Origin of the sequence: Microbacterium oryzae, assembly GCF_009735645.1 — a bacterium.
Taxonomy (GTDB): domain Bacteria; phylum Actinomycetota; class Actinomycetes; order Actinomycetales; family Microbacteriaceae; genus Microbacterium; species Microbacterium oryzae.
Genome location: NZ_CP032550.1, coordinates 1,107,861 through 1,127,078, shown reverse-complemented (window position 1 = coordinate 1,127,078; position 19,218 = coordinate 1,107,861). Strand labels below are relative to the sequence as shown.

General features: G+C 71.4%; 16 protein-coding genes. 9 read left to right on the top strand and 7 right to left on the bottom strand.

All coding sequences use genetic code 11. From position 1 onward, the window contains the following. Position 1: 1 nt before the first annotated feature. From ilvN to D7D94_RS05265, 3 genes are all read left to right on the top strand, one after another. The gene (gene ilvN / locus D7D94_RS05275; protein WP_156241632.1) at positions 2-511 is read left to right on the top strand and encodes an acetolactate synthase small subunit; all 510 of its coding nucleotides are present in this window, start codon (positions 2-4) and stop codon (positions 509-511) included. Positions 512-576: 65 nt separating this feature from the next. Next, on the top strand, positions 577-1,602 hold the full coding sequence (gene ilvC / locus D7D94_RS05270) for a ketol-acid reductoisomerase (RefSeq protein ID WP_156241631.1): 1,026 nt from the start codon (positions 577-579) through the stop codon (positions 1,600-1,602). 98 nt (positions 1,603-1,700) lie between these two features. After that, entirely contained in the window at positions 1,701-3,221 is a 1,521-nt protein-coding gene (locus D7D94_RS05265; RefSeq protein WP_156241630.1) for an amino acid permease, read from the top strand. Between the two features lie 30 nt (positions 3,222-3,251). On the opposite strand, the gene D7D94_RS05260 is transcribed toward D7D94_RS05265, so the two are convergent. The 3 genes from D7D94_RS05260 to D7D94_RS05250 all read right to left on the bottom strand — a co-directional run bounded on the left by D7D94_RS05260 (position 3,252) and on the right by D7D94_RS05250 (position 7,923). Next, complete coding sequence (locus tag D7D94_RS05260; protein ID WP_156241629.1) at positions 3,252-5,036, bottom strand: pyruvate kinase; 1,785 nt, start codon at positions 5,034-5,036, stop codon at positions 3,252-3,254. A gap of 88 nt (positions 5,037-5,124) precedes the next feature. Next, on the bottom strand, positions 5,125-6,612 hold the full coding sequence (locus D7D94_RS05255; RefSeq protein ID WP_156241628.1) for a DNA recombination protein RmuC: 1,488 nt from the start codon (positions 6,610-6,612) through the stop codon (positions 5,125-5,127). 69 nt (positions 6,613-6,681) lie between these two features. Then, complete coding sequence (locus D7D94_RS05250; RefSeq protein WP_156241627.1) at positions 6,682-7,923, bottom strand: dicarboxylate/amino acid:cation symporter; 1,242 nt, start codon at positions 7,921-7,923, stop codon at positions 6,682-6,684. A gap of 246 nt (positions 7,924-8,169) precedes the next feature. Between D7D94_RS05250 and rpsA the strand changes: the two genes are divergently transcribed. Next, entirely contained in the window at positions 8,170-9,618 is a 1,449-nt protein-coding gene (gene rpsA, locus D7D94_RS05245; RefSeq protein WP_156241626.1) for a 30S ribosomal protein S1, read from the top strand. A 279-nt stretch (positions 9,619-9,897) separates the two neighbouring features. Here the strand turns inward: rpsA and D7D94_RS05240 are convergent, their stop codons facing one another. Beyond that, positions 9,898-10,260, bottom strand: a complete 363-nt coding sequence (locus tag D7D94_RS05240) for a VOC family protein (RefSeq protein ID WP_156241625.1) — start codon at positions 10,258-10,260, stop codon at positions 9,898-9,900. 171 nt (positions 10,261-10,431) lie between these two features. Between D7D94_RS05240 and D7D94_RS05235 the strand changes: the two genes are divergently transcribed. Beyond that, the gene (locus tag D7D94_RS05235; protein ID WP_156241624.1) at positions 10,432-11,169 is read left to right on the top strand and encodes a hypothetical protein; all 738 of its coding nucleotides are present in this window, start codon (positions 10,432-10,434) and stop codon (positions 11,167-11,169) included. Positions 11,170-11,241: 72 nt separating this feature from the next. Further along, complete coding sequence (locus D7D94_RS05230) at positions 11,242-11,757, top strand: hypothetical protein (RefSeq protein ID WP_156241623.1); 516 nt, start codon at positions 11,242-11,244, stop codon at positions 11,755-11,757. An 85-nt stretch (positions 11,758-11,842) separates the two neighbouring features. Here D7D94_RS05230 and D7D94_RS05225 read toward each other — a convergent pair whose 3' ends face one another. The 3 genes from D7D94_RS05225 to D7D94_RS05215 are packed head-to-tail and all read right to left on the bottom strand — an operon-like array spanning position 11,843 to position 15,486. Continuing rightward, a complete protein-coding gene (locus tag D7D94_RS05225; RefSeq protein ID WP_156241622.1) occupies positions 11,843-12,538 on the bottom strand; it encodes an SDR family oxidoreductase in 696 nt (231 codons plus the stop codon). Next, on the bottom strand, positions 12,535-14,526 hold the full coding sequence (locus D7D94_RS05220) for an FAD/NAD(P)-binding protein (RefSeq protein WP_173024239.1): 1,992 nt from the start codon (positions 14,524-14,526) through the stop codon (positions 12,535-12,537). Before D7D94_RS05220 ends, D7D94_RS05225 begins: the two co-directional genes overlap by 4 nt. A gap of 39 nt (positions 14,527-14,565) precedes the next feature. After that, on the bottom strand, positions 14,566-15,486 hold the full coding sequence (locus D7D94_RS05215) for a LysR family transcriptional regulator (protein ID WP_156241620.1): 921 nt from the start codon (positions 15,484-15,486) through the stop codon (positions 14,566-14,568). Between the two features lie 151 nt (positions 15,487-15,637). On the opposite strand from D7D94_RS05215, the gene D7D94_RS05210 reads away from it, so the two are divergent. The 3 genes from D7D94_RS05210 to D7D94_RS05200 are packed head-to-tail and all read left to right on the top strand — an operon-like array spanning position 15,638 to position 19,201. After that, a complete protein-coding gene (locus D7D94_RS05210; protein WP_246171880.1) occupies positions 15,638-16,792 on the top strand; it encodes a tyramine oxidase subunit B in 1,155 nt (384 codons plus the stop codon). Continuing rightward, positions 16,792-17,967: an FAD-dependent oxidoreductase gene (locus D7D94_RS05205; RefSeq protein WP_156241619.1), complete on the top strand. Its 1,176-nt coding sequence runs from the start codon at positions 16,792-16,794 to the stop codon at positions 17,965-17,967. Before D7D94_RS05210 ends, D7D94_RS05205 begins: the two co-directional genes overlap by 1 nt. Position 17,968: 1 nt before the next feature. After that, positions 17,969-19,201 (top strand): allantoate amidohydrolase, encoded by a 1,233-nt coding sequence (locus D7D94_RS05200; RefSeq protein ID WP_156241618.1) that lies wholly within the window; start codon positions 17,969-17,971, stop codon positions 19,199-19,201. Positions 19,202-19,218 lie beyond the last annotated feature (17 nt).

The window sequence follows — 19,218 nt, the reverse complement described above, 5'->3', positions numbered from 1 at the left end:
CATGTCGTCTCACGTGCTGAGCCTGCTCGTCGAGGACCGTCCGGGTCTGCTGACCCGCGTCGCGGGCCTCTTCGCGCGACGCGGCTTCAACATCCACTCCCTCGCGGTCGGCGTGACCGAGATCCCCGGCCTGTCGCGGATCACGGTCGTCGTCGACGTCGACGAGCTGCCTCTCGAGCAGGTCACCAAGCAGCTCAACAAGCTCATCAACGTCGTGAAGATCGTGGAGCTCGACCCTGCGGCGTCCGTGCAGCGCGAGCACATGCTCGTGAAGGTGCGCGCCGACAACGCGTCGCGCTCGAACGTGATCGAGGTCGTGAACCTGTTCCGCGCGAGCGTCGTGGATTACGCGCCCGACGCGCTGGTGGTCGAGATCACCGGCGATCAGGGCAAGGTCGACGCGTTCCTCAAGGCGATCGAGCCGTTCGGCATCAAGGAGCTCGCCCAGTCGGGCCTGCTCGCCCTGGGCCGCGGCGGCAAGTCGATCAGCGAGCGCGCGCTGCGCGGCTGAGTCCCCGAACCCCCGGCCGCGGCCATCCGCTGCCGGAGCAGAACCCCATCTAAGGAGAGAAACAAGTGACCGAGATCCTCTACGACGCAGACGCCGACCTGTCGATCATCCAGAACAAGAAGGTCGCGATCGTGGGCTACGGCTCGCAGGGCCACGCCCACGCGCAGAACCTCCGCGACTCGGGTGTCGAGGTCGTCATCGCGCTGAAGGAGGGGTCGAAGTCGACCCAGAAGGCGCAGGACGAGGGCTTCGAGGTCAAGAACGTCGCCGACGCCACCGCGTGGGCCGACCTCATCATGATCCTCGCGCCCGACCAGCACCAGCGCTCGATCTACTCCGAGTCGATCGCGCCGAACCTGTCGGCCGGCAAGACGCTCGCGTTCGCGCACGGCTTCAACATCCGCTTCGGCTACATCGACGCACCGCAGGACGTCGACGTCATCCTCGTGGCGCCGAAGGCCCCCGGTCACACCGTGCGCCGTGAGTTCGCGGCCGGCCGCGGCATCCCCGACATCATCGCCGTCGAGCACGACGCGTCGGGTCAGGCGTGGGACGTCGCCCTCTCGTACGCGAAGGCCATCGGCGGCACCCGCGCCGGCGTCATCAAGACCACCTTCACCGAGGAGACCGAGACCGATCTCTTCGGCGAGCAGGCCGTGCTCTGCGGTGGCATGAGCCACCTGGTGCAGGCGGGCTTCGAGGTGCTGACCGAGGCCGGCTACCAGCCGCAGATCGCCTACTTCGAGGTGCTGCACGAGCTGAAGCTCATCGTCGACCTCATGTGGGAGGGCGGCATCGCCAAGCAGCGCTGGTCGATCTCCGACACCGCCGAGTTCGGCGACTACGTCTCCGGCCCCCGCGTCGTCGACGCACAGGTCAAGGAGAACATGAAGGCCGTCCTCGCCGACATCCAGTCGGGCGCGTTCGCCAAGCGCTTCATCGACGACCAGGACGCGGGAGCCCCCGAGTTCCTCGGCCTGCGCGAGAAGGAGCAGCAGCACCCGATCGAGGTCACAGGCAAGGAGCTCCGCGCTCTGTTCGCCTGGAAGTCGCAGGACTCGGACTACGTCGAGGGCTCGGCCGCTCGCTGATCCGCTGACGCCGACGGCACGGCCGCCGCTCCCACGAGGAGCGGCGGCCGTTCGCCTTCCCCTGCGACGCAGCGATTCCGGTCGTAGCATGACGAGCCATGAGCAATCCGCGCAGAGTGAAGAGCGTCGAGCGGTCTGTCGCGGAGACGCACGAGGAGCACCGATCGCTGAAGCGCTCGCTGCGGACCTGGGACCTCGCGGTCATGGGCGTGGCGGTCGCCGTCGGCGCCGGCATCTTCTCGGTGGGAGCGGAGGCGTCGGCGTTCCATGCCGGACCCGCGGTCATCGTGTCCTTCTTCATGGCCGCGATCGTGTGCGGTCTCGCCATCCTCTGCTACGCCGAGTTCGCCTCCTCCATCCCGGTGGCGGGGTCCGCGTACACCTTCACGTACTCCACACTCGGTGAGGTCCTCGCCTGGATCATCGGATGGGACCTGATCCTCGAGATGCTCATGGCCGCCGCGGTCATCGCTAAGTACTGGGGCGTCTACCTCGGCGAGGCGATCGCGCTGTTCGACCTGGATGTGGCGACGTCCATCCCGCTCGGTCCGCTCTCGTTCGACTGGGGACCGGTGGTGATCGTCGCCGTCTTCACCACGCTGCTCGCTCTCGGCACGCGCCTCTCGAGCCGCGTCAACGCGGTGTTCACCGTGATCAAGGTCGCGATCGTCCTGTTCGTCATCGTCGTCGGATTCATGTTCGTCGACCCCGCGAACTTCACGCCCTTCGTTCCGCCGGCGCAGGAGGGGCCCGAGGTCGGGAGCGCGTGGACCCAGTCGCTCTTCTCCTGGGCGACCGGAGCGGACCCGTCGATGTACGGCGTGTTCGGCATCCTCAGCGGAGCGGCACTCGTCTTCTTCGCGTTCATCGGGTTCGACGTGGTGGCCACGAGCGCGGAGGAGGCCGAGAGGCCCGAGCGCACGGTGCCTCGCGGCGTCATCCTCGGGCTCGCCATCGTGACCGTCCTCTACGTTCTCGTCGCCGTCGTCGTGACCGGCATGGTCTCTTACCTCGACCTCGCCGCACTCGACACACCCTCCCTCGCGAGCGCGTTCGAGCTGGTCGGAGCGACGTGGGCCGCACGCGTCATCGCCGTGGGCAGCCTCATCGGGCTCACCACCGTCGTCATGGTGCTGCTGCTGGGGCTCGCCCGCGTGGTGTTCGCGATGAGCCGCGACGGCCTGCTGCCGCGCGCCCTCAGCGTCACGGACGCGCGGCGCGGCACGCCGGTGCGGATCCAGCTCATCGTCGGCGTCCTGATCGCCGTCATCGCGGGTTTCACCGACGTGCAGGTGCTCGGCGACATGATCAACATCGGCACGCTCTCGGCCTTCGTCCTCGTGAGCGTCGGCGTGCCCATCCTGCGGCGGAGCCGCCCGGATCTCGCTCGGCCCTTCCGCGTGCCGCTGTCGCCGTGGCTGCCGTGGATCTCCGCGGCGGCGTGCCTCTGGCTGATGCTCAACCTCAGCACGGAGACCTGGCTGCGATTCGCGATCTGGCTGGTCATCGGCTTCGCGATCTACTTCGGCTACTCCCGACGGAACTCCGTGCTCGGCCAGGAGCTGGCCGCGGACGCGAAGTCCGGGCTCCGCGCCGGGGGCGACGGCCTCCGCCCGTGATGACCCGCGCGGAGCGTGCCGCAGGGCCGGTCAGGCGGGCGGCGACCAGGAGCGCAGCCGGCGCAGCTGCGGGCTCTTCTTGTCGATGTGGTCGGCCATCCGCCCGAGGATGTCGTCGAGCGCGCGGATGGCGTCCTCGATGCGCGGACCCTTGTTCAGCATCACGCACTCTGCGCGGCCGGCCGTGGCGGCGTCGGTGATCTCCGCGCGGGTGGGGACGCCGCTCTTGGCGAGATCGTCGAGGACCTGGGTCGCCCAGATCACCGGGATCCGCGCGGACTCGCAGATCCACAGCAGCTCCTCCTGCACCTCGGCGAGGCGCGCGAAGCCGGCCTCGACGGCGAGGTCGCCGCGCGCGATCATGACGCCCACGCGCGGGCGCCGCATGAGCTCGAGGATGATCTCGGGCAGTGCGCGGAACCCCTGCGTGGTCTCGAGCTTGACGACCACGCCGAGCTGATCCGCGCCGCGCGCATCGAGCTCGTCGTACAGACGGCGGATGTCGTCGGCCGAGCGGGCGAAGGAGAGCTCCACGATGTCGGCGATGTCGACGACGGTATCGAGCGCTGCGACATCCTCCTCGGTCAGAGCGGCGATCGGGAGGTCGGTGTCGGGCAGGTTGATGCCCTTCTCGGCCTTGAGCTTGGCGCCGCCCGCTCGCGCACGCGTGATCTCGATCGACGCCTCGCCGTCACCCGCGCTCCGCACGACGCCCTCGATCTTGCCGTCGTCGAACGCGACCCGGTGACCGACCTCGATGGCCGTGAAGGCCTCGGGAAGGGTGCAGCCGATGCGGTGCGAGCCGCCCTCGGAGGAAGCGGGCTGGAGCGAGGCCGTGAGGGTCAGCGTGTCCCCGCGCTCGACGCGCAGTGCGCCGGCGACCGCCGGCAGCTCGCCGATGCGCGCCTCGTCGTCCTCGCAGCGCAGCGTGGCGCCCTGCTCCAGGTACGACGTGCGGTCTCCCTCGAGGACGACGCCCTCGCCATCCGCTCGCGCGACGGACATACGGCGCGAGCGACCCCGTGCGTCGTGGAACCGAACGAGGTCGCCGGGGGAGCGGCGGGCGAGCCATGCCCGATCGGCCACCGGGATGCGGGGCACGGATGCACCCAGGTCGAGCTCCGCCGCCAGCGCGAATCGCGCCGGCTCCACGACCCCGCCGGCGGCATCGCGGGCGGGCTTGACCTTCACGACGTGCGGTCCGTCGCCCACCGGGCCGGTGCGGAGCTTCGGCCCCGCGAGGTCCATCGCCACGCGGACGCGGTCGCTTGCCGCGCGGACGTTCTCGGCCATGCGGCGCCACGCCGACGGATCGTCGTGGGCGCAGTTGATGCGCGCGAGGTCCATGCCGGCGTCGACGAAGCCCGCCGCGAGGGACGCGTCATCCGCGCCCGAGCTGGGGAGCGTCACCATGATGCGCGTGCGCCGATCGTCTGCGTCGCCCCCGAGGAGCGCGGCGGCGTTGTCGCGGAGGTCGCCGCGGTCGTCGGGGTCGATCTCCTGCCGATCGTCCTCGGTTCCGAGTGCCGCCTCCGTCACGCGCAGCACCGCATCGAGATTGCGCAGGACGTCGCCTTCCATGCGGCCGAGCGACGACAGCCCCAGGGTGCTCAGGCGCTCCTGCAGCGGCCGCAGATCGTGCTCGCGGAGCGCGAGGTAGTGGAGGAGGTTCCGCGCGCCCTCACGGTGGTGCGGGTGCACGCGCTCGATCCGCTCGGCGGCGGCGTCCGCAGCCGAGCGGGCATCGTCACGCAGAGCGCGCACCTCGTCTCGGACGACCGCCAGCGCGTCGTGGAAGGCTCGTTCGGCGTTCATGACATCACCTCGTGCCCACGATAGATCGCGGACCCGCCGGCCGGTCGGATCGCGAGAGGGCTGGACAAGCGCGCGGGGACGGGGTAGCTCAGAGGCGCTCCTCACGCAGCTGCTCGAGGGCGGAGGAGAACGACGGCGTCGCGCCCTCGTCCTCCGCATACAGGTCGGGCTTCTGCGGCGCGATCGCCAGGGCCTCGACCGGTGCGGTGTCGGTGAGCACCTCGTCGAGCCCCTGCAGGGCGCTGAACCGGCGCGCCTGGGTGACGACGTTGCGGTCGAGGGAGCCTGCGAACCTGTTGTACGCCTCGACGGTCGCGTTCAGCCGCTTGCCGAGGGTCGCGAGGTGCGTTCCGAGGGTGCCGAGGCGCTTGTGGAGCTCCTTGCCCACGGCGAAGATCTGATGCGCCTCCTGCGCGAGCTGATCCTGTCGCCAGGCGTGACCGACCGTCCGCAGCAGGGCGACGAGGGTCGACGGCGTGGCGATCACGACGTTGCGCTCGAACGCGTACTCGTAGAGCGTCGCGTCCTGATCGAGCGCGGCGGCGAGGAACGGCTCGGCCGGGACGAACATGACGACGAAGTCGGGGGAGCCGTCGACGACGTCCCAGTACTCCTTCGTGCCGAGGTCGTCGATGTGCTTCTTCAGATGGCGTGCGTGCGCCTGCAGGCGCTGCGCGCGCACCGTGTCGTCGCTCGCCTCCATCGCCTCGAGATACCCGCTGAAGGCGACCTTCGAGTCGACGACGACATGCTTGTCGCCCGCGAGGTGCACGACCATGTCGGGGCGGAGCGCGCCGTCGTCGGTCGAGTGGTGGGCCTGCTCGACGAAGTCGACGTGGTTCAGCATGCCGGCCGTCTCCACCACGCGACGCAGCTGCAGCTCGCCCCAGCGGCCCCGCACCTGCGGGGCGCGGAGGGCGTTCACGAGGTTGCGCGTCTCGCTGCCGAGCGCCTCCGACGACCGGCGCATCTGCGCGACCTGCTCGGCGAGGGCGGCATTGGCCTCCAGTCGCGCCCGCTCCGCGGTCGAGACCTCGGTCTTCACGGTGTCGAGCGTCTCGCGGATCGGCTCGATGAGCTGCTGGACGGCGTCCTGCCGCTTCTGGAGCTCCGCCGCGCCCTCGCTCTGGCTGCGCTTCAGGCGCTCCTCCGCCTGCTCGAGGAAGGCGCGCGTGTTCGCCTCCAGCGCCCGTCGGCTGAGGGCGTCGAACTCGTCCGCCAGGCGCTTCTGGTCGGTGCGGAGCTCCTCCAGCCGCTCGGCCGCTCGCGCGCGCTCGGCGAGGACGTCCGCCTCCGCGTCGGCTCGCAGCTCGCGCACGCGCTGCTCGTGCTGACGCCGCTCGTCGAGCAGGCGCGCTTCGCCGGCCCGCCGCTCGTCGGCGACCCGCGACGCGGTCTCCGCGCGCGCGGCCTCGACGTCGCCCTGGAGGGTCGCGATCTGCGCCCGCGCGGCGCCGAGCTCGGCGCGATCCGACAGGTCGGCCGACGCGCCTCGCTGTCGACCGAGGAGGAACCCGAGGGCTCCGGCGAGGGCCGCGGCGATGACGACGACGATGACGAGCAGGGCGATGTCCATACCTGCATTGTGCGGGAGGGGTCGGACATCGCCCGATCGCGGCGTGCCGACGTGTCAGGGGCCGACGTGTCAGGGGGCGACGTGCTCGCGGTCCTCGGTCTCCTCGACGTCCTCGCCGATCCGGCCGCGCGTGAGCCGGTTGATCACGAGCGCGATCGCGCCGTCCCCCGTCACGTTCGTCGCGGTGCCGAAGCTGTCGAGCGCGATGTAGAGCGCGAACATGAGGCCGACCTCGACCTCGCCGAAGCCCAGCATGCTCGTGAGCAGGCCGGCCGCGGCGGCGATGGCGCCGCCGGGGACGCCGGGCGCCGCGATCATCATGATCCCCAGCATGAGGATGAACGGAGCGTACGAGGCGAACGAGACCGGGCCATCCGTCACGAGCAGGATGGCCATGGAGAAGCAGGTGATCTTCACCATCGACCCGGAGAGGTGGATCGTCGCGCACAGCGGCACGACGAAGCCGGCGACGGCGTGCGTGACGCGGTTGCGCTTGACCGACTCGAGGGTGACCGGGATCGTGGCCGCCGACGACGACGTGCCGAGCGCGGTGACGTACGCGTCGCGCATGTTCCACAGGGCGCGGAGCGGGTTGACGCGGGCGATGGCGCCGGCGACGGTGTACTGGATCAGGAGGACGACGAGGGTCAGGGCGAACGACACGATCACGACGATGAGGAAGCGCCCGATGACGTCGTATGCCTCGCCGCTCTTCGACAGGTCCATGAAGATGCCGAAGATGTACAGCGGCAGGGCGGGCACGATGACCGAGCGGATGAGCATCTCGATGACGCCGCGGAACTCCACCGCCGCCTGCAGCAGCACCGAGCGGCGGATCCGCGTGAGGCCGATGCCCACCACGAAGGCGAGGACGAGCGCCGTCATCACATCGAGGGCGGGCGGCAGCACGATCTCGGTCGGGGAGCCCGTCGGCGAGGCGGTGAGGGAGAAGTAGGGCGCGAGTCCCGAGCCGCCCTCCTCGAGCGACGCGAGGCCGGCCCCGCTCATCACCGGCGTGAAGATCCAGCGGCTCACCAGGTATGCCAGAAGCCCCGCGAGGATCGTCGAGGCGTACGCGATGCCCGCGGTGATGCCCAGCCACCGACCGGCGCCGCGACCGAGCTCGGCGATCGCCGGCGTGACGAGCCCCACGATGATGAGCGGCACCGAGAAGCCCAGCAGCCCGGAGAACAGCGAGTTGTAGGTGAGGAAGGCGTTGCCGAGCCACACCGGCATGACCGGGCCGGAGAGCAGACCTAGCACGATGGCGATGAGGATCCAGGCGAGGAGGGGGAGGCGGAGGATGCGCATGGTGGAGTCATCGTAGTGCGATGCGCGCGGGAAGTGCGGGCCTGCCCGGCGTCGCCGCAGCCGCATCTGGTAGCCTTGGCTGTCGCGCGCGTGCGTGCTCTTGGCGTGCCGCCAGGACTGCCGTAGCGTAGACGCAAGACAATCCGATCCACTGCCTCGGCTCATCCCGTGGCGCCCGTGTCCGCCTGTGGACGCGCGGCTCCCGAGTGCGAGGCCCGAACATCCCCAACAAGGACAACCCACTACATGACTAACGCAACGACCGCCCCGGCCACCAAGCAGGTCGCGATCAACGACATCGGCTCTGCTGAGGACTTCCTGGCCGCGGTCGAGAAGACGCTCAAGTTCTTCAACGACGGCGACATCATCGACGGCACGATCGTCAAGATCGACCGCGACGAGGTCCTCCTCGATGTCGGCTACAAGACCGAGGGCGTCATCCCCTCGCGCGAGCTTTCCATCAAGCACGACGTCGACCCCAACGAGGTCGTCACCGTCGGCGACCACGTCGAGGCCCTCGTTCTCCAGAAGGAGGACAAGGAAGGCCGTCTCATCCTGTCGAAGAAGCGCGCGCAGTACGAGCGTGCGTGGGGCGACGTGGAGAAGATCAAGGAGAACGACGGCGTCGTCACCGGCACGGTCATCGAGGTCGTCAAGGGCGGTCTCATCGTCGACATCGGGCTCCGCGGCTTCCTTCCCGCGTCGCTGATCGAGCTGCGCCGGGTCCGCGACCTGACGCCGTACCTCGGTCAGGAGATCGAGGCGAAGATCCTCGAGCTCGACAAGAACCGCAACAACGTGGTGCTGTCGCGTCGCGCCCTCCTCGAGGAGACGCAGTCGGCCACCCGCACGCAGTTCCTCAACAACCTGCACAAGGGCCAGGTCCGCAAGGGCGTCGTGTCCTCGATCGTCAACTTCGGCGCGTTCGTCGACCTGGGCGGCGTGGACGGCCTCGTGCACGTCTCCGAGCTGTCCTGGAAGCACATCGAGCACGCCTCCGAGGTCGTCGAGGTGGGCCAGGAGGTCACCGTCGAGATCCTCGAGGTCGACCTGGACCGCGAGCGCGTCTCGCTGTCGCTCAAGGCGACGCAGGAAGACCCGTGGCAGGTCTTCGCCCGCACCCACGCGATCGGCCAGATCACGCCGGGCAAGGTCACCAAGCTCGTTCCGTTCGGTGCGTTCGTCCGCGTCGCCGACGGCATCGAGGGCCTCGTCCACATCTCGGAGCTCTCGAACAAGCACGTCGAGCTCGCCGAGCAGGTCGTCTCCGTCGGCGAAGAGGTCTTCGTCCGCGTCATCGACATCGACCTCGACCGTCGTCGCATCTCGCTGTCGCTCAAGCAGGCCAACGACCTCGTCGACCCCAACGGCACCGAGTTCGACCCGGCGCTGTACGGCATGGCGACCGAGTACGACGAGAACGGCGAGTACAAGTACCCCGAGGGCTTCGACCCCGAGAGCGGTCAGTGGCTCGAGGGCTTCGACGAGGCTCGCGAGAAGTGGGAGCAGGAGTACGCTGCCGCCCAGGCTCGCTGGGAGTCGCACAAGGCCCAGGTCGCCAAGGCCCTCGAGGCCGAGGCGGAGGCCGGCGAGGAGTTCGGTGCGCCGACCTTCTCCAGCGAGTCGGCCGGTGCCGGCACGCTCGCCGACGACGAGGCTCTCGCCGCACTGCGCGAGAAGCTGTCGGGCCGCTGAGCTCACGCTGATCCGGCGGGTCTGACCCGCTGACATCGCACGACCAAGGGGTCGGCTCCTCCGGGAGCCGGCCCCTTCGTCGTGCCCGTGGCCCGGCGCGCCCCGAGACAGCGTCCTCGCTCGGGTGCGGCCTGATCGCTCCGAGCCTGCGCGTGGGGCACACGGTCTCGGAGCGGGCGCGCGAGCGGGCTGCGCGGGCCTGCCGTGTCGGAGCGGGGGCGCAGTCTCCGAGCGACGTGCCGCCCGAGCGGCGCGCGCGACGCGTGAGCGGGCTGCGCGTCACATGCCGACGAGGCCCTCGAACAGGCCGATGTGGTTGCCGTCGGGGTCGCGGAACACCGCCCACCAGCTGGTCTCGGTGATCGGGCTCTTCTCCATCACGACGGTGGCGCCGGCGGCCTGCGCCTTCGCCAGCACGTCGTCGATCGAGTCGACCTCGACATACGACCGCGGCTGCGTGAAGTCCGCCGAGCGCGGGGCCAGCCCGCCGCCGGAGATCCGATTCGGCGCCTGCCACATGGGATAGTCCTCGAAGCCCGGCGGCGCGGAGATCTGCCAGCCGAACAGATCGTGGTAGAAGGCGGCCGCGCGATCGTGATCGCTGACCGGGATGTCGATGTGCGTGATGTCGCCGTGCGGCATGGCAGCCCCTTCCCGAGCGGATGGTCGTGGTGACGCGCTCACGGTACCGCCGGGTCTCGCGGGCGACAAGGGAGCTCCCGCGCGATCCACAGCGAACCCATCGCGGACGACCGCGCACGGCCGAGCGAGCCGCGCTACTGTCGTCGCATCCGCCCCCACAGGAGGTCACGCATGGGATTCCTCGACCGCATCAAGCAGGCCGTCCGCGGCGACGGCAGATCTGCCGAGACGGACCGCGCGTACACGCGCGACCACGCCCATCCGCCGCAGACCACCGCGTTCGGGACGATCGACGGGCACGGGCAGCCGGCCTCGCGTCCTTCCCGCACAGGGGACGACCGGACCGAGGATGATCGTGCCGTCGAGCGGTATCGGTACCTGCTGCGGACGGCTCCTCCCGAGACGATCGAGCAGGTCCACGCCGAGGCGTTCGCGAAGCTGTCAGACGAGCAGCGGCAGCGCGTCCTCGCGGAGCTCTCCGGCTCGCTGCCGCCGCAGGAGCGCCCGGCCTCCGCCGAGCCCGCTGCGATGGCGCGTGCCGCCACGCGCGCGGAGTACCAGCAGCCGGGCACGATGGAGCGCACGCTCGGCGGCCGCCAAGGCCCCGGGCTCGGCACCGCGATCGGCGGGTCGCTGCTCGGCACCGTGGCCGGCTACGTCGTCGGCTCGGCGCTCGTCAGCTCCTTCATCGGGCCGTCGCTCGCCGACGGCGGCGACCCGGGCGGCGCGGATGGCGGGGGTGGCGAGAGCGCGGATGGCAGCGAAGCGGACGGCAGCGGCTTCGGCGGCCCCGGCTTCGGCGACCCCGGTTCGGCGACCGAGACGTCCGCAGGCACGGAGGCAGCCGGCGACGCCGGATTCGGCGACTTCGGCGGCTTCGGCGGGGATATCGGCGGCTTCGACGTCTGATCGGCGCCCGCGCCGCGCCCTTCCGGAGGGCGCGCGGTGCGCCGCGCCCGCCGGACCTGTCACGATGGGGTCATGAGCATCCCCACGAGAGCCCACGCGCCCATCCGGATGGTGGTGTTCGATCACGACGAGAACGCCGCGAAGGCGCGGGAGGCGGTTCGGCCGCTGCAGGCGTCCGGCCGGCTGGATCTCGTCGAGTGCGCGGGGGTCGACGACTTCGTCGGCGCGCTCGCGGAGCCCGCCGAGCTCCTCATCGTGCTCACCCACGGAACCGCCGAGGGCGAGTTCGCGAAGGGCGACGACACGCCGTCCCACGCGGCCGATCTCATCCCCGAGCTGCGCTGCCGCGCGCTGCTGTCGTTCGTGTGCGACCACGCGGGCGACCGGCTGTGGGACACGGACCGGAACCGCGGCGTCACGCGCCTCGTCAACGACGAGCTCGTCCACACCGCCGACATCCTGCGCATCCTCGACGTGCTCGCGACGAACGACATCGGCGCGAACCGCAGCGGCGTGCTGGGGCTGCTGCGCGCGACGAAGAAGCGCTTCCCGAAGATCAGCACCCGCTGGCGCATCGTCTCCGAGTGACCGCCGTCGGCGGTCACCGCCGCCGGCGACCGCCATCGGCCGAGGACCGCGCCGGCCGGACGCCCGGCCGACGGCGGCCATCGGCTCAGAGGCGGGCGATCTCCTGCCGCGGGCGCAACGCGATGTCGGTGATGTGCGCGTCGTCGGGGAGATCGACGACGTACCGCACCGACGCCGCGACGGTCGACGGCTGGATGTACCGCTCCGCCGCGTAGTTCTCCGCGGGGATGCCCGCGCGCAGCATCGGCGTGTCGGTCTGCCCCGGCGCGATCGTGACGACGCGCATGCGGTGCTTCTCCTCGTCCAGGCGCAGCACGTCGGCGACCGCGCGGAGGGCGTGCTTCGAGGCGGTGTAGACGACGCTGCCCGGCGCGGCCTTCGTGCCGGCGCCGGAGCCGATGAAGATGACGGTGGCGACGCTCGCGCGCAGCTGCGGCAGCAGCGCGCGGGTGAGGAGCGACGGCGCCACGACGTTCGTCGACAGCATCCGCGTCCAGTCGTCCTCGGTGGCGTCCTCGACGGAGATGTGGTCGCCGAGAGCCGCCGCGTGGACGAGGACGTCGACGCGGTCGAGCTCCGCGGCCAGGGCCGCCAGAGCGTCGCGGTCCGTCACATCGAGACGGCGCGTCTCCGCACCCGTCTCCTCCGCCAGCGCGGCGAGGGCGTCGGCGCGGCGGCCGAGCGCGACCACGCGGTGCGTGCGGACGAGGTCGCGGACGATCTCGGCTCCCATGCCTCCGGTGGCTCCCGTGACGACGGCGGTGGGTCGGTTCTCTGTCATGAGGCGCTCCTGGTTCGGGCCGCACGGGCTGCGGCGATGAGGGATCGGGCCACGCGATCGGTCTCGCGCAGCATGGTGGGGTCGGTGCGCGGCATCGGGCTGATGATCGCGTCGTGCATGGTCTCGTCGAGGGGGATGCCGGCCACGTGGAACGCGTCGTCGACCGTGCCGTCGGCGTGGACGATCCGCCCGGACTCGGGCTCCACGTCGAACCCGCCGGTGTCGACGTCGCCCTCGAGCCGCGACGGCGCGGCGAAGGGCCGCACGCGCCCCGCCGCGGCGAGCGAGCGGACGAGCGGGTCCGCCGTCTGCGCGAGGTCGTGCGCGTGCATCCACGCGTCCACGAGCACGGCCGCCGACACGCCGGACCCGGCGACCGCCGGCGACGAGGCGTGGAACGCGCCGTCGGCGACGTCGACCGCGCCGGCCGGGCCGATGAACCGGACGAGCCCGGCCGCCATGAGGGCGAGCAGCTGCCGGCTCCGGAACGCGGGCGGGCCCGACCCGACCATGCCGCCGACCGTCATCAGCGTGCGGAAGCCCGACGCGCGAGATTCCGCGTCGAAGCCGCCGAACGCGCCGATGCGGCTCACCATGCCGCGCGCCGACGCGATGGACCACAGCGCGGCCTTGAGCGCGCTGTCCGCACCGCGCGCCCCCTCCGCGAGGTCGTCGGCGACGAACCGCGCGACCCATGCGTCGAACGCGGCAGGGGATGGCCACGTCTCGCCGTCGCCGGGGAAGATCGCCGCGGCGAGGTCCAGCCGGTCCGCCGCATCGGCGACGAACGGCGCGACGGCGTCGGCGAGCGCGTCGATCCGGGTGCGGGTGGCCGCCCCGTCGGCTTCCAGCGGGGCCGACCGGATGGCCGCGAGTGCGGCATCGAGCTCCACCGAGCCCGGCTTCACGCGCGCGAGCGTGGCGTGGTAGGCGGCGAAGGCATCCCGGAGGATGAGGGGCCACACGCGCGCGTCGAAGTCGATGGGGCGCGGCACGGCCGTCCAGTCGACGCCGCGGAGGTGGTGCATGGGGGCCCGCGGCGGGAGGGACCCGTACTGCGTCTTCGCCCGGAACGGCACGCCGCGGCGCGAGGTCACGTGCAGCACCGGCTCGCGACCCGAGGGGACGTAGCGCAGTCCCGTCGGGGTCTCGGCGTCCTCGACGAAGACGCCGCCGCGCTCGACGGTCAGCAGCGCCATCGCGTCGAAGAAGCCCATGCCGAGCCCGCGGACGATGACCGTCGCGCGGTCGGGCACCGCGTCGAGCGTCTGATCCGCGGGGGAGTCGGGCCGCACCCAGACGAGATCCGGATGGCCGTCCACGGCGGCGAGGATGCGCCGCTCCTCCGCGGTGACCGCGCGCGCGAGCCATCCGGTCGCCGCCACCACGGCGTCGGCCACGAGCTGCTCGTCGCCGAGGTCGAGCACCTCGCGCCCGGCCTCGCGTCGCGTGGCCTGCACGCGGCCGAGGTGCTCGTGCACGACCACCCCCGCCGGCAGCGCCGCGCGCGCGTGCGCGAGGCACCAGGCGATGTACTCGCCGTACAGCGAGCGCGACGGGTGGGACTCGGGGCGCTGGTCACGGAGCTCTGCGCGGTAGTCGTCGACGAGCCCCGCCCGCACGGGCACGCGGCGGAAGGCGGAGACGTGCGCGGCGGGGATCCGGGCGACGACCTCGGCCGCATCGTCGAGCGCGGCATGACGGGCGAGCTGGCACCACTCGTACAGCGTCGGCCCCGGCCGCACGGGGCCGGCGATGCTGGCGGCGTCGTCGGTGAAGAGCGTGACGGCGTCGGCGAGGGTGTTCATGCAGAGCTCGCGCGGCTGCTCGGTGCGCCAGATCCGCCCGGCGCCGACCTGCGTGTCGTCGACGAGGTGGATGTCGAGCTCGGCGTCGGCGGGGAGGTTCGCGCCGAGCCGCTCGAGGAGCGAGACGCCGCGCGGGCCCGCGCCGATGATCGCGATGACGGGTCGAGAAGAGGAGGGCATCCCCACCATTCTCCCGCTCGCGGAAGCGGGCGGCGGCGATCAGACCGCTCTCGCCGCCGCGAGAGCGCGCGCGGCCTCGCGCAGGCAGTCCACGAAGGCGGAGCGGGCGGGATGGTCGTCGCCGCCGGCCGGGTGCGCGGCGAGGAGCCGGGTGGTGGGCGATCCCGCGATCGGCACGACCGCGATCGACGGCGGCACGAGCTGGCGGACCGATTCCGGCAGGACGCTCAGTCCCACGCCCGCGGCGACGAAGCTGAGGGCGGTCTCCTGGTGCACGACCTCCTCGACGACCATCGGCGCGCGAGCGGCCGAGGCCAGCGCCGCCGAGACGCGGTCGACGAACCCGGGCATGAGCGACCGCGGGTAGGCGATCATGGGCGCCTCGACGATGTCGGCGGGCGCGAGCTCCGCGCGCGTCGCGAGCGGATGCGTCACGGGGACGCACGCGACGAGGCGCTCCTCGTACACGACCTCGGTGACGAGCGCCGGGGCGTGCGCGTCGCCCGGGGGCAGCTCGTCGCGCACGATGCCGACGTCGAGGGTGCCCGCGCGCAGTCTCTCGAACTGCTCCCCGGAGGTCAGCGGAACGAGAGCCAGTTCGACATTCTCGCGACGAGCGCGGAAGAGCTGCACGACGCCGGGGAGGACGGTGTAATTCGCGGAGCTCACGAATCCCGCGGAAAGGCGACCGACGAGACCGTCTGCGTATTCGCGCATCTCCCGGCCCGCCGCGTCGACGTCTTCGAGGATCTCCTTCGCGCGCATGCGCAGATGAACTCCCGCGGGGGTGAGGCTCACGCGCCTGGTGCTGCGCTCGAAGAGCGCCGTGCCGATCTCCTCCTCCAAGCGCCCCACCTGCACGCTGAGCGGCGGCTGCGACATATGGAGACGCTGGGCCGCCCGACCGAAGTGCAGCTCCTCCGCCACGGCCAGGAAATAGCGCAGCTGGCGGATCTCCATGAGGTGACGATAGGGCTCGGATATTACCGATATGTTTCGGGCATATTGCGAGCATCGCGCTATGAATTCCGCGCGAAAAGATATTTGACCTGAATTCCCGAAATGAGTTTCTCTGAGGGGGAAGCACCACCCGACTTCCGAAGGAATACCCGTGAGCGCACAACTCCCATCCGACACCCGTATCGACATGCTCTACCTCAGCGAGCCCGAGGTCATCGCCGCCGGCATGAAGGACATGGCCCGCTGCATGGAGGTGATGGAGGAGGTGCTCGTGCTCGTCGCCAAGGGCGACTATCGGATGGCCGGGAGCACGTGGAACTCGCACGGCGCGCAGATCAGCTTCCCCCCGTCCTCGCCGTTCCCCGGCATGCCGCTCGACGCCGCGGACCGCCGCTTCATGGCGATGCCGGCGTATCTCGGCGGGCGCTTCGACGCCGCCGGCGTCAAGTGGTACGGGTCGAACATCGACAACCGGGAGAAGGGGCTGCCCCGCTCCATCCACCTCATCGTGCTCAACGACAAGGAGACCGGCGCCCCCTTCGCGATCATGTCGGGCAACCTCGAGAGCGCCTACCGCACGGCCGCTGTCCCCGGCGCCGCCGCCAAGAAGCTCGCTCCCGTCGACGCGAAGACCCTCGGCATCATCGGCCCGGGCGCGATGAACAAGAGCGCGCTGCACGCGATGACGACGGCCCGCCCCTCCCTCGACACCATCCGGATCAACGGGCGCCGCCGCTCCACCTCGGAGTCCTTCGCCGCGTACGTGAAGGAGCACTACCCGCAGTTCACGACGATCGAGATCGCCGACACCGTCGAGGCCGCCGTGCGCGACAGCGACATCGTCTCGGAGGCGGTCACGGGCCTGGTCGGATCGGAGAACTACCCCTACATCGACGGGGACTGGATCAAGCCCGGGGCGTTCCTCAGCCTGCCGGCGAATCTCAAGATGGACGAGGAGTACACCCTCTCGGGGAAGGCCCGCCTCATCGCGGACGCGAAGAAGATCTACGAGGCGTGGGCGGAGGAGTACCCCGCCCCGTCCCACGAGACCGCGTTCGGCATGATCGGCCTGTACTGGCAGGACCTCATCGGCCTCGGGAAGCTCGACGAGTCGCGCGTCGTGAACATCGGCGACGTGCTCGACGGCACCGCCGTCGGGCGCGAGTTCGACGAGCAGCCCGTGCTGTTCAGCGTCGGCGGGATGGGCGTGGAGGACGTCGCGTGGGCGAAGACCGTCTACGAGAACGCCGTCGAGATGGGGATCGGCACCCAGCTGAACCTCTGGAACGCGCCGGACCTCGCCTGATGTCGGCGCAGACCACGGCGAAGCACGTCGTCATCGGGGCCGGTCTCAGCGGCGCGGCCGCGGCCTGGCGGCTCGCCCAGTCGGGTGCCGAGGTGCTCGTGCTCGAGCGGGATGCTCCCGCGTCCGCCGGGGGAAGCTCCCACGGCTCGGCGCGCATCTTCCGCTACGCATACCCGGATCCCTTCTACACCGAGCTCGTCGTGCGGGCGCGGGGCAGCTGGGACGAGCTCGAGGCCGCGCACGGCGCGACCCTCGTGACGCCGAGCGGATCGCTCGACTTCGGCGCCGTCCGCGACCCCCACCGGCTCGCTCGCGTGCTCGAGGGCGCGGGCGTGGAGCACGAGATGCTCTCTCGCTCCGCGGCCCAGGAGCGGTGGGATGGGCTCGCCTTCGACGGCGACGTGCTGTGGCACCCGGGCGCCGGCGTCATCGACGCCGAGCGATCGGTGACCGCGATGCTCGATCTCGCGCGCGCATCGGGGGCCGAGGTGCGCACGGGGTGGGAGGTCGTGTCGGTGCGGGCGGCATCCACCGGGTACGTCATCGCGTCGGCGACCGGCGAGACCGTGCACGCCGATCAGGTGATCGTCGCGGCGGGCGGGTGGCTGCCCGCGCTCCTCGACGGACTGGACCTTCCGGAGGGCTTCCTGCGCGCGCTCCCGGACTTCCAGGTCCGGCAGGAGAACGCCTTCCACTTCCCGTACCGCGACGCGTCCGACCGCGGCGAGACGCCATCCGGAGCGGCCACGAGCTGGCCGACGTTCATCTACAAGGGCGAGGACATCCAGACGTACGGACTGCCGGGAGGACGCGACGCGGGATTCGGCGGCCAGAAGGTGGCCGAGTACAACGGCGGCCGCGTCATCCGCTCCGCCCGCGACCAGGACGCCCGCATCGACCCCGCGAATCGCGCACGGGTGGCCGGCTTCGTCGGCCGATTCGCGCCCGGTCTCGACCCCGAGCCCTACGCGGAGACGACGTGCCTGTTCACCAACGTGCCGCACGAGGACATGATCATCGACCGAGCCGAGGGCATCACCGTCCTCTCGCCCTGCTCGGGGCAGGGCGCGAAGTTCGCGCCGCTCCTCGGCGAGCTCGTGCTCGATCTCGTCTCCGGCAGCGGCACGGCGGGCGAGCGGTTCCGCGCCGTCGGCCAGCGATTCGCGGAGGTGTGACGTGAGCGCACACGGAGACGCGAACGCGCTGCTGGCGGAGATCGCGCACATCGGCGTCGACGCGGAGCGGGGCGGCTACACGCGTCTCGTCTTCTCGCCCGCCGAGCTGATGCTCCGGGACTGGTTCACGCAGCAGGCCGCCGCCCGGCGTCTGGACGTCGAGACGGACGGCAACGGCATCATGTGGGCGTGGTGGGATGTTCCCGGGCGCGACCCCGGCGACCGTCACGACGCCATCGTCACGGGGTCGCACCTCGACTCGGTCCCCGGCGGCGGCGGCTTCGACGGCCCGCTCGGCGTCGTCAGCGCGCTCGCCGCGGTGGATCGTCTGCGCAACTGCGGCGTGACGCTCCGGCGCCCGCTCGCGGTGGCGGTGTTCCCCGAGGAGGAGGGCTCGCGCTTCGGCGTCGCCTGCCTCGGCTCCCGACTCCTCGCCGGCGCGGTGGACCCCGAGCGGGTGCGCCGGCTGTCCGACGAGTCGGGCCGGAGCTACGCGGAGGTCGCGGCGGACGCGGGCTTCGATCCCGCGCGCATCGGCGCGGACACCGATCGCCTGGCGGAGGTCTCGGCCTTCGTCGAGCTGCACGTCGAGCAGGGGCGCGGTCTCGTCGACCTCGACCGCCCGGTCGCGCTCGCCGGGGCGATCATCGCGCACGGGCGCTGGCACCTGCGCATCGAGGGGCGCGGCGACCACGCCGGGGCGACCCGGATGGCCGATCGCCAGGATCCCGTCGTGGTCGCGGCCGACGCCATCCGCAGCGTCCGGGAGCGCGCGCTCGCCGTCGACGACGCGCGCGGCACCGTCGGACGCCTGAAGGTCACGCCGGGCGGCACGAACGTCATCGCGTCGTCGGCGGACCTGTGGATCGACGTGCGGCATCGCTCCGAGGAGGCGGTGCGCCGCATCATCGCCGAGGTGACGGCCGACGCGGAGCGCGCGGCGGCGGCGGAGGGGTGCGCGGTCGTCATGACCGAGCAGTCGTTCTCGCCCACCGTGGCCTTCGACGAGGACCTCCGCGCCCTCATGCGCGGCGCGCTGCCCGGAGCGCCCGTGCTCGACACCGGTGCGGGACACGACGCGGGCGTGCTCGCCGCGGTCGTCCCCACCGCGATGCTCTTCGTGCGCAATCCCACGGGAGCCTCCCACACCCCCGCCGAGACAGCCGGGGCCGCCGACGTGGCGGCCGGCGTCGACGCACTCACCGCGGTGCTCGAGCACCTGCTCACCCGCTGATCCAGTTCGAAAGGAAG

What these genes read in the sequence shown, in the direction of transcription:
- ilvN (WP_156241632.1), top strand. Translation starts at nt 2, where the DNA reads ATGTCGTCTCACGTGCTGAGCCTGCTCGTCGAGGACCGTCCGGGTCTG.
- D7D94_RS05265 (WP_156241630.1), top strand. Translation starts at nt 1,701, where the DNA reads ATGAGCAATCCGCGCAGAGTGAAGAGCGTCGAGCGGTCTGTCGCGGAG.
- D7D94_RS05260 (WP_156241629.1), bottom strand. Translation starts at nt 5,036, where the DNA reads ATGAACGCCGAACGAGCCTTCCACGACGCGCTGGCGGTCGTCCGAGAC.
- D7D94_RS05255 (WP_156241628.1), bottom strand. Translation starts at nt 6,612, where the DNA reads ATGGACATCGCCCTGCTCGTCATCGTCGTCGTCATCGCCGCGGCCCTC.
- D7D94_RS05250 (WP_156241627.1), bottom strand. Translation starts at nt 7,923, where the DNA reads ATGCGCATCCTCCGCCTCCCCCTCCTCGCCTGGATCCTCATCGCCATC.
- rpsA (WP_156241626.1), top strand. Translation starts at nt 8,170, where the DNA reads ATGACTAACGCAACGACCGCCCCGGCCACCAAGCAGGTCGCGATCAAC.
- D7D94_RS05240 (WP_156241625.1), bottom strand. Translation starts at nt 10,260, where the DNA reads ATGCCGCACGGCGACATCACGCACATCGACATCCCGGTCAGCGATCAC.
- D7D94_RS05235 (WP_156241624.1), top strand. Translation starts at nt 10,432, where the DNA reads ATGGGATTCCTCGACCGCATCAAGCAGGCCGTCCGCGGCGACGGCAGA.
- D7D94_RS05230 (WP_156241623.1), top strand. Translation starts at nt 11,242, where the DNA reads ATGAGCATCCCCACGAGAGCCCACGCGCCCATCCGGATGGTGGTGTTC.
- D7D94_RS05225 (WP_156241622.1), bottom strand. Translation starts at nt 12,538, where the DNA reads ATGACAGAGAACCGACCCACCGCCGTCGTCACGGGAGCCACCGGAGGC.
- D7D94_RS05220 (WP_173024239.1), bottom strand. Translation starts at nt 14,526, where the DNA reads ATGCCCTCCTCTTCTCGACCCGTCATCGCGATCATCGGCGCGGGCCCG.
- D7D94_RS05215 (WP_156241620.1), bottom strand. Translation starts at nt 15,486, where the DNA reads ATGGAGATCCGCCAGCTGCGCTATTTCCTGGCCGTGGCGGAGGAGCTG.
- D7D94_RS05205 (WP_156241619.1), top strand. Translation starts at nt 16,792, where the DNA reads ATGTCGGCGCAGACCACGGCGAAGCACGTCGTCATCGGGGCCGGTCTC.